Source organism: Gammaproteobacteria bacterium (genome assembly GCA_022450155.1).
In the GTDB taxonomy this organism is placed as follows: Bacteria; Pseudomonadota; Gammaproteobacteria; order Arenicellales; family UBA868; genus REDSEA-S09-B13.
In genome coordinates, this window is the sequence record JAKUQR010000022.1 from 40,060 (window position 1) to 47,411 (window position 7,352).

General features: G+C 50.3%; 6 protein-coding genes. All 6 read left to right on the forward strand.

Annotated elements, in window-relative coordinates:
* Nucleotides 1-234 precede the first annotated feature (234 nt).
* Complete coding sequence (locus MK323_11735) at nucleotides 235-1,557, forward strand: ammonium transporter (GenBank protein ID MCH2482823.1); 1,323 nt, start codon at nucleotides 235-237, stop codon at nucleotides 1,555-1,557.
* Nucleotides 1,558-1,583: 26 nt separating this feature from the next.
* Nucleotides 1,584-1,751, forward strand: a complete 168-nt coding sequence (locus MK323_11740) for a hypothetical protein (GenBank protein ID MCH2482824.1) — start codon at nucleotides 1,584-1,586, stop codon at nucleotides 1,749-1,751.
* 133 nt (nucleotides 1,752-1,884) lie between these two features.
* Nucleotides 1,885-4,227 (forward strand): aminomethyltransferase family protein, encoded by a 2,343-nt coding sequence (locus MK323_11745; GenBank protein MCH2482825.1) that lies wholly within the window; start codon nucleotides 1,885-1,887, stop codon nucleotides 4,225-4,227.
* A gap of 308 nt (nucleotides 4,228-4,535) precedes the next feature.
* Complete coding sequence (locus MK323_11750) at nucleotides 4,536-5,486, forward strand: ABC transporter substrate-binding protein (GenBank protein ID MCH2482826.1); 951 nt, start codon at nucleotides 4,536-4,538, stop codon at nucleotides 5,484-5,486.
* A 143-nt stretch (nucleotides 5,487-5,629) separates the two neighbouring features.
* Nucleotides 5,630-6,700, forward strand: coding sequence for a betaine/proline/choline family ABC transporter ATP-binding protein (locus MK323_11755; protein MCH2482827.1), 1,071 nt, complete (start codon nucleotides 5,630-5,632; stop codon nucleotides 6,698-6,700).
* A 10-nt stretch (nucleotides 6,701-6,710) separates the two neighbouring features.
* On the forward strand, nucleotides 6,711-7,352 hold a 642-nt coding region (locus tag MK323_11760; GenBank protein ID MCH2482828.1), incomplete at its 3' end, for a glycine/betaine ABC transporter.

Here is a 7,352-nt window from a genome sequence, read left to right on the forward strand (position 1 = left end):
CTTTTAGAATCAAAAACACTAGTTCCGTTGTAGGGTGGTTTTGGTATTTAGTGTATTTTTACTGTACACTGGCTGTCCATCTGAAGCCAGTTTTGGCTCAGGTGCACCCATCTACAAGGTGCTTCATTAGTGGGTCAGGGAATTAAATGTGCCCGACCGCTTCTGTTTCGGCGCCGAGTGTACATAGCGGTAAATTTCCTGCGGGATTAACTCAACTCGGAGGAGTTATCAACAATGAGTCCTGAAGAAGTGTTAGCGGTAGTAAATGCGACCGCCAATGCCAGCATGGAAGCCTACTACTGGTGGTGTACCGCCATCATGGTATGTATTCATGCAGGTTTCATGATGTACGAAATGGGTGTATCGAGAGCCCGAAACGTTCTGGCATCAGGTGTGAAGAACATCCTTGCCTTCGCGTTCATGATTCCGACGTTCTTTCTCTTTGGTTGGTGGCTGTACTGGGCTTATGGCACGGGCAATATCTTCATACCGGATGCCAGTGCAGAGTTTGCGCAGTACTACGTGCCTTGGAGCGATGGCATGGGACCGAACCTGCAGGATGGGGCATCGGGAGTATTCTGGGCCGCGTTTGTGCTGTTCTCGGCGACGACAGCGTCAATCGTCTCAGGATCAGTCATTGAACGCATACGAATGAGTTCCTGGATCATCCTAGCAGTTCTAGTCGGTTCCGTGGTCTGGATCATTGGTGCTGGCTGGGGCTGGTCAGCTGGTGGTTGGCTGGTTACCCAATGGGGTTATCACGACGTCGGCGCGGCCGGTGTGGTGCACGTGATCTCAGGCTTTTTTGCCCTGGGCATACTGATCAACCTGGGACCGCGTGTAGGAAGGTTCAATGCGGACGGTTCGGCCAACGATCTTGCCGGTCACAACGCACCGTTGACCATTGCCGGGCTGATGATCATCATCATTGGCTTCTTTGGCTTCCTGGGCGGCTGTTTGATCTATCCGGCTGCGATGGCAGGCTCTGCGGCTGATGCCGGCTGGCTGACGATCTATGGCAGTCCAGCCACCCTATCGTCATTCGCATTTAACACGCTGATGTCATTTGGCGGCGGCATCATCGGCGCGTACTTAATTACCAAAGACCCGTTCTGGATGATGTCCGGTGCACTGGGCGGCATCTTCTGCGCCGCATCTGGTCTTGACCTATGGTATCCAGGTACGGCATTTGCACTTGGCTTCTTAGGCGGCGTCGTAATCCCGTACAGCCACAAACTGATCACCAGTTGGGGTATTGATGATGCAGTTGGTGCGGTCTCCGTGCACGGCACCTGCGGCCTTATCGGTGTCATGGCAACGGGTATTCTATTGGGTGGATATCCTCCCCCGGTGGAAGGCATACCCGCCATCACCTTCACGGGTCAGCTAGTGGGTGCTATCGCCATGGTACTGCTGGGATTTATACCAGGCTATGTTGTCTCCTGGATCCTCAAACAGTGTGGAATTCTGCGGGTCTCTGATGCAATTCAGAATTACGGAATAGACAACGCTGAAATAGCGACGCCTTCCTATCCTGAATTTCAGCGGTCACAGTAACGGCATAACTTCTAAGGAGAATTACTATGTTTAATTCAAGTCCAATTGAATCATGGGAAGGTGCCGCTGCAATTTTCAATAGTGCAGGCAGCACCGGCGTGTGGATTTGGTTTCTGATCACGATCGTACTTTGTATCATCCCCGTGATCGCAGCCATCCGCCATGAAAGCAAGGCAGAGAAGGAGCACGGATAGTTTTATACCTAAAACTGTCTGATGTAAGTTAGTAAAAAAGGCCCGGTCACCGCCGGGCCTTTTTCCTTTACAACTGCATTTTATCGGTCACAATAGCTTCATAGATTGCTCTTAAAGGGACCACCCCAACGTTATGGCCTCCTTAAACACCGCCCCCAGATTGCTTGAACCGGGACTGTGGCGCAGTGACCCCTTATTGGAGCGCTACCAGGTCAAAGGCGGCGGTTCAGTTGTGGTCCGCTTGCGGGCTGGTGACACCATTACCATCCAGGACCCCCAGGGGCGACAGGTGGGAGAAGTCATTGCCTTCGACAAACATGGGCGTCCAGCCTCGGGGGCTCTGGGCGATCACCCTGTGCAAAAATCAACAGGTCTAGTTTCGATACTCTCCGATCGAGACATCGACACGCGTTCTCTGACTCAGCGGCTGTCAGCTTTAAATATAAACCTGGGCGATGCACTGGCGATTCCGCTATTCAGTCCAGATAGCGCCCCCGGTGAGGAGATTGAATTTGCAGCCAATGATGACCTGACCTGTCTCGTCTGTGCGCCGGGTCAGTCGATGGCGGTCGATGAACAGCATCCGCCGACACCTCTGGTGGTGTGGGTACGGCGATCAGATCTGATGGGGGAAACCGGTCCTGCTCTTCCGGACCCTCTGGCAGACCCCAGACTAGATTTTCGCATCGATCGATGCACAGCACGCGACTTTGTGGTTCGCGCTGGTGAGTTCATTCAGATCATCGACGTGGCTGGGCGAGAGTGCTCCGACTTCCTCGCATTTACCGAATCAAAACTCAATCAAGGCATCGAGCGTGGCCTGGACCCGACCACCACCCGCACCCTGATGGGCGCGGCCTATCCCGGCCCCGGTCTTTTTTCAAAATTTTTCGATCAGGACATGCAACCTCTGGTCGAAGTCATACAGGACACTTGCGGCCGACACGATACTTTTGGGCTTGCCTGCACCTCGAAGTACTATGAAGATGTCGGCTACTTTGGACACCCCAACTGTTCGGACAACTTAAGTAACGCCCTGAAGGACTACGGTGTTGAAGCCCGTCGCGGCTGGCCCGCCATAAACTTTTTCTACAACACCGGAATCGACGACCACAACGCACTTTATCTCGACGAACCCTGGTCCCGTCCTGGTGATTATGTACTCCTGCGCGCGCTCGACGACCTGGTGTGTGCATCCACTGCCTGTCCTGATGACACCAGCCCTGCAAATGGTTGGAATCCAACGGAGATCCATGTTCGGGTATATTCTCCCGACAATGTTTTCTCCAAAGCAATTGCCTACCGCATGACACCGGATGCTGAAGCCGAACTAACTCGCGAAACCGGATTTCATCCGCGAACGTCGAAACTGACACGAAACTTTACCGAGTATCGTGGGTTCTGGCTGCCGACTGTGTTTAACAACACTGGCGCAATAGAGGAGTACTGGGCCTGTCGGGAAAAAGCAGTCATCATCGATCTGTCACCGTTGCGTAAATTTGAAGTACTGGGTCCCGATGCCGAAGCACTGATGCAGACGGTCCTCACGCGAAATATTCGAAAATTGGCAGTCGGTCAGGTGGTGTATACCGCCATGTGCTATCCCCATGGGGGCATGATTGACGATGGCACACTACTGCGGCTGGGGCCGGATAATTTTCGCTGGATCGGCGGTGATGACTACGGCGGAATCTGGATGCGGGAAAAAGCGGCCGAACTCGGTTATCGCGCATGGGTGAAGTCGTCCACCGACCAGCTGCACAATGTTGCGGTCCAAGGTCCTAAAAGTCGAGACATCCTTAAAGAAATCATCTGGACGCCACCCGCACAACCAACAGTTGAAGAACTGGGCTGGTTCCGATTCGCCATCGGCCGGCTGCACGATTTCGATGGCCTACCTGTGATGGTCTCGCGAACGGGCTACACAGGTGAACTCGGATTCGAAATATTCTGCCATCCCAACGATGCACCTACTGTCTGGGACGCTGTATTTCAGGCTGGAGAGCCTTTTGGTCTTTTACCGCTGGGCCTCGATGCCCTCGACATGGTCCGAATTGAGGCGGGCCTCATCTTTGCTGGATATGAGTTTTCCGATGAAACGGATCCATTCGAAGCGGGTATCGGCTTCACCGTCCCTTTAAAATCAAAAGATGAAGAATTTATCGGGCGAGATGCTTTAGTGCAGCGAAAAGAAAATCCGCAGCGCCGACTCGTAGGACTGGAGTTGGCCGGTAATGAACCCGCTGCACATGGGGACTGTGTGCATATTGGACGTGCCCAGGTGGGTGTCGTCACGAGTGGCACGCGGTCACCCATTTTGAAGAAAAACATTGCGCTGTGTAGGCTGGATGTGACCCACAGCGATCCCGGTACCGCTGTTGAAGTGGGTAAACTTGACGGCCACCAGAAACGTATTCCAGCCAGCGTTGTGACTTTCCCGTTTTACGATCCAGGGAAAGAAAGAGTGCGGTCATAAAACTACCGAGTCTTTCTTCTGCTAAATGCTGGAAACAAGTTCTGTAGCCGCGCAAGGCCCTATTACGGCGCCAGATGGCTGTTTGTTTACCTACTAAAACAGGGATTTCAAAAAAAAACGATATTGGTGTAGTTTTGGTTATAGGTCTGTCCAGCCATTTAGCCTAGACTGGTTTCCCCTGGTATCCAGGGGATAAGCGACAGTAACTTGATATACTCGGGTTGCTTATGCAGATTACGGCTAGCTATAAGCGGTTCCTATAGGTTTAGTGGTTTGTAGCATCGTGAAAACATAACAGGGAGGAATATATGAAATCAGTATCATTTAAAGCTCTGCTGGCTGTTGTATTTATGACCCTATTTTCCATTTCAGGGTTGTCAAGAGCAGCCGACAGCAGCTCACCCATTGTGATCCCAACACACAACTGGTCAAGCCAAGTGGTCATGGCTTATGTGATCGGTGGAATTTTTGAAAGTATGGGCAACAATGTTGAATATGTATCAGCGGACACTCAAGGGGTTTATGAGGCTATCCGTCAGGGCGATGTAACCATATCGCACGAAGTCTGGCAGTCGACTTTTGGTAAGTCGTTTTATGCGGCAATGGCAAAAGGCGGCATCATTGATGCTGGAAACCATGACACAGTTTCTCTGGAAGAAGTTGGTGTCCCACAGTGGGTAATCGACCAAAACCTATGCCCAGGCCTCCCAAATTGGGAAGCTTTGAAAAACTGTAAAGACGTGTTCACAACCGTTGATTCCGGCGGCAAAGGTCGAATTCTAGACGGCCCTCAAAGCTGGCATGGCGTTGAATATACTGATCGTGTAGAAGCACTGTTAGGTGATGACTGGGTCGTTAAGTTTGCCGGTAGTGCGGATGCCTTATGGGCAGAACTTGCAGCTGCAAAGAAAGAAGGACGCGGTACTATCGTGTTCAACTGGACGCCGAACTTCACCGATGCTGAAGGTTATGCCTTTATCGAGTGGCCGGATTACTATCTTGGTTGCAGAAAACAAGATGGTGGTGACAGCAAATGCGGTTCGCCAGTCGGTTGGCTGAAAAAGGCCGCCAACTATAAGTTCCCGAAAACACACCCGGCAGCCTATACGGCGTTCTCCCGAATGTCATTTACCGCGGGCCAAATAGGCGGTATGGCCGCACTGGTTGACATTGAAAAAATGACCCATGCGGATGCTGGTAAGGCGTGGCTGGCTGCGAACGAAGATGTCTGGAAGCCAATGATTGGAGTAGGCATGTAAGAACTTATTTGTTTCTAATTTCTAATCTCTACCCCCCTCCCAGTTTGTACTGGGGGGGGGGTTTTTGCGTTTTATAGTAGTTTAATTGTCGTAGAATCGGGTTACCGGCCCCGGCCAGCCAATATTCATTTAGAAAAGTCATTATGTCGTCTCCAGGTGAAGCAACACAAAACAGGCAGCCTGTCATTCAGTGCGATTCTGTTTATAAAATATTCGGCGAGAATGCCAAAAAAATGCTCCAGAATTCACAGGGCAATGTGGATGCCAAAGCGTTCCAGGAAGCGGGCTGCATTGTCGGTGTCAACAATGCTTCTTTTCAGGTTCAAAAAGGTGATCTTCTGGTTGTTATGGGTTTGTCTGGCTCAGGCAAATCAACTCTGCTTCGCTGTACATCAAGGTTAACGGACGCGACTTCCGGCAATATCTATATCGACGGTGAAGATTTACTGGCCATGAGCAATAAAAAGCTCATCGAGCTTCGGCGCAATAAAATGGGTATGGTGTTTCAGAGTTTTGCCCTATTGCCCCACAAAACCGTTTTGGAAAATATTGCCTTCCCCTTGCAGATAAAAGGCAATAGCACAGAAGAAAGCATTAAAAGAGCCAAAGACATGGTGGACCTCGTGGGTCTGGATGGAAGGGAAAATTATTTTCCGCGGGAATTATCTGGTGGTCAGCAGCAGCGGGTAGGCATCGCTCGCTCACTCGCCGTTGAGCCTGATATATGGTTTTTAGATGAGCCCTTTTCAGCGCTTGATCCATTGATTCGTAAAGAGATGCAGGATGAATTTATGAGGTTGCAGGGTGTCTTGAATAAAACGATTTTGTTCGTTACGCATGACTTTGATGAGGCGCTTCGCCTGGCCGATCGTATTGCCATTATGAAAGATGGCATCATCGAGCAATTAGACACACCCGCCAACATCGTTTTGAATCCAGCCACGGAATACGTGCGTAAGTTCACCGAAGAAGTACCCAGGGAGAAGGTACTAAGAATCGAATCTGTAATGGATCCAGTAGATACTTCAGAAGTGTTAAGTGACTTAAAGGTATCCAAAGATGCGATTATTGAAACGGTTGCTGAAGCGGTCTTGGGTCAAGACAAACCTGTTGTGGTGGTCGATGCTGACAACAACGTGGTTGGAGCCGTACATTCCTCTAAAGTGATTCACGTGCTGTTTGGCAGCAGGGCTAAAACGGACAATAAAGATTGATGCTAGGGTTATGAATCAGTTAACAGACCATCCCAAATTATTTCAATTTTTTGGTTTGTTGGTTGTATTTGCCTTACTCTGCCTCTTTATTGTCCCATCAGACAACAATGTTCTTTGGCGTTTTCCTTCACTGATTGCAGGTCTGCCATACCTGATTAATGACTCGGTCGAGTACTTGATGTTCGATTGGTGGCCGATTCAGGTCTATGACCCCGAGATTGAAGAATTTGAGGAAAAACCGTTACTACAACAAGTCACAAGAGCCATCTCGGCGAGCATCCTTTTTGTAATTGGGTTAATTCGCGAAATTATTTTGGGCGGGGTTAAAACGATCGTTACTTTTACGAGCTGGGATTTTGTTAGTGAAAACAAGTGGGCCCGTTGGCCCGCATTGCCCTGGACGGTCGTTGCCAGCGGCGCAATTCTTTTGGGCTATAAGCTCCAGGGCAAAGGCCTTGCGATGCTGGCAGGCATTTCGACCATATACATTGCCGTTTTCGGTCAATGGGAGCCGTCCATGCAAACGCTCTCATTCGTACTGTTCGCAGCGCCCGTTTCTTTTATTTTAGGCTTAGCTCTGGGTATCTGGGCGTACAAAAATCGGAAAGTCGAACTAACACTGAATCCTTTCCTTAACGTCATGCAGATCATG

Coding starts and splice junctions, on each gene's coding strand:
- MK323_11735 (MCH2482823.1), top strand. CDS start 235: ATGAGTCCTGAAGAAGTGTTAGCGGTAGTAAATGCGACCGCCAATGCC.
- MK323_11740 (MCH2482824.1), top strand. CDS start 1,584: ATGTTTAATTCAAGTCCAATTGAATCATGGGAAGGTGCCGCTGCAATT.
- MK323_11745 (MCH2482825.1), top strand. CDS start 1,885: ATGGCCTCCTTAAACACCGCCCCCAGATTGCTTGAACCGGGACTGTGG.
- MK323_11750 (MCH2482826.1), top strand. CDS start 4,536: ATGAAATCAGTATCATTTAAAGCTCTGCTGGCTGTTGTATTTATGACC.
- MK323_11755 (MCH2482827.1), top strand. CDS start 5,630: ATGTCGTCTCCAGGTGAAGCAACACAAAACAGGCAGCCTGTCATTCAG.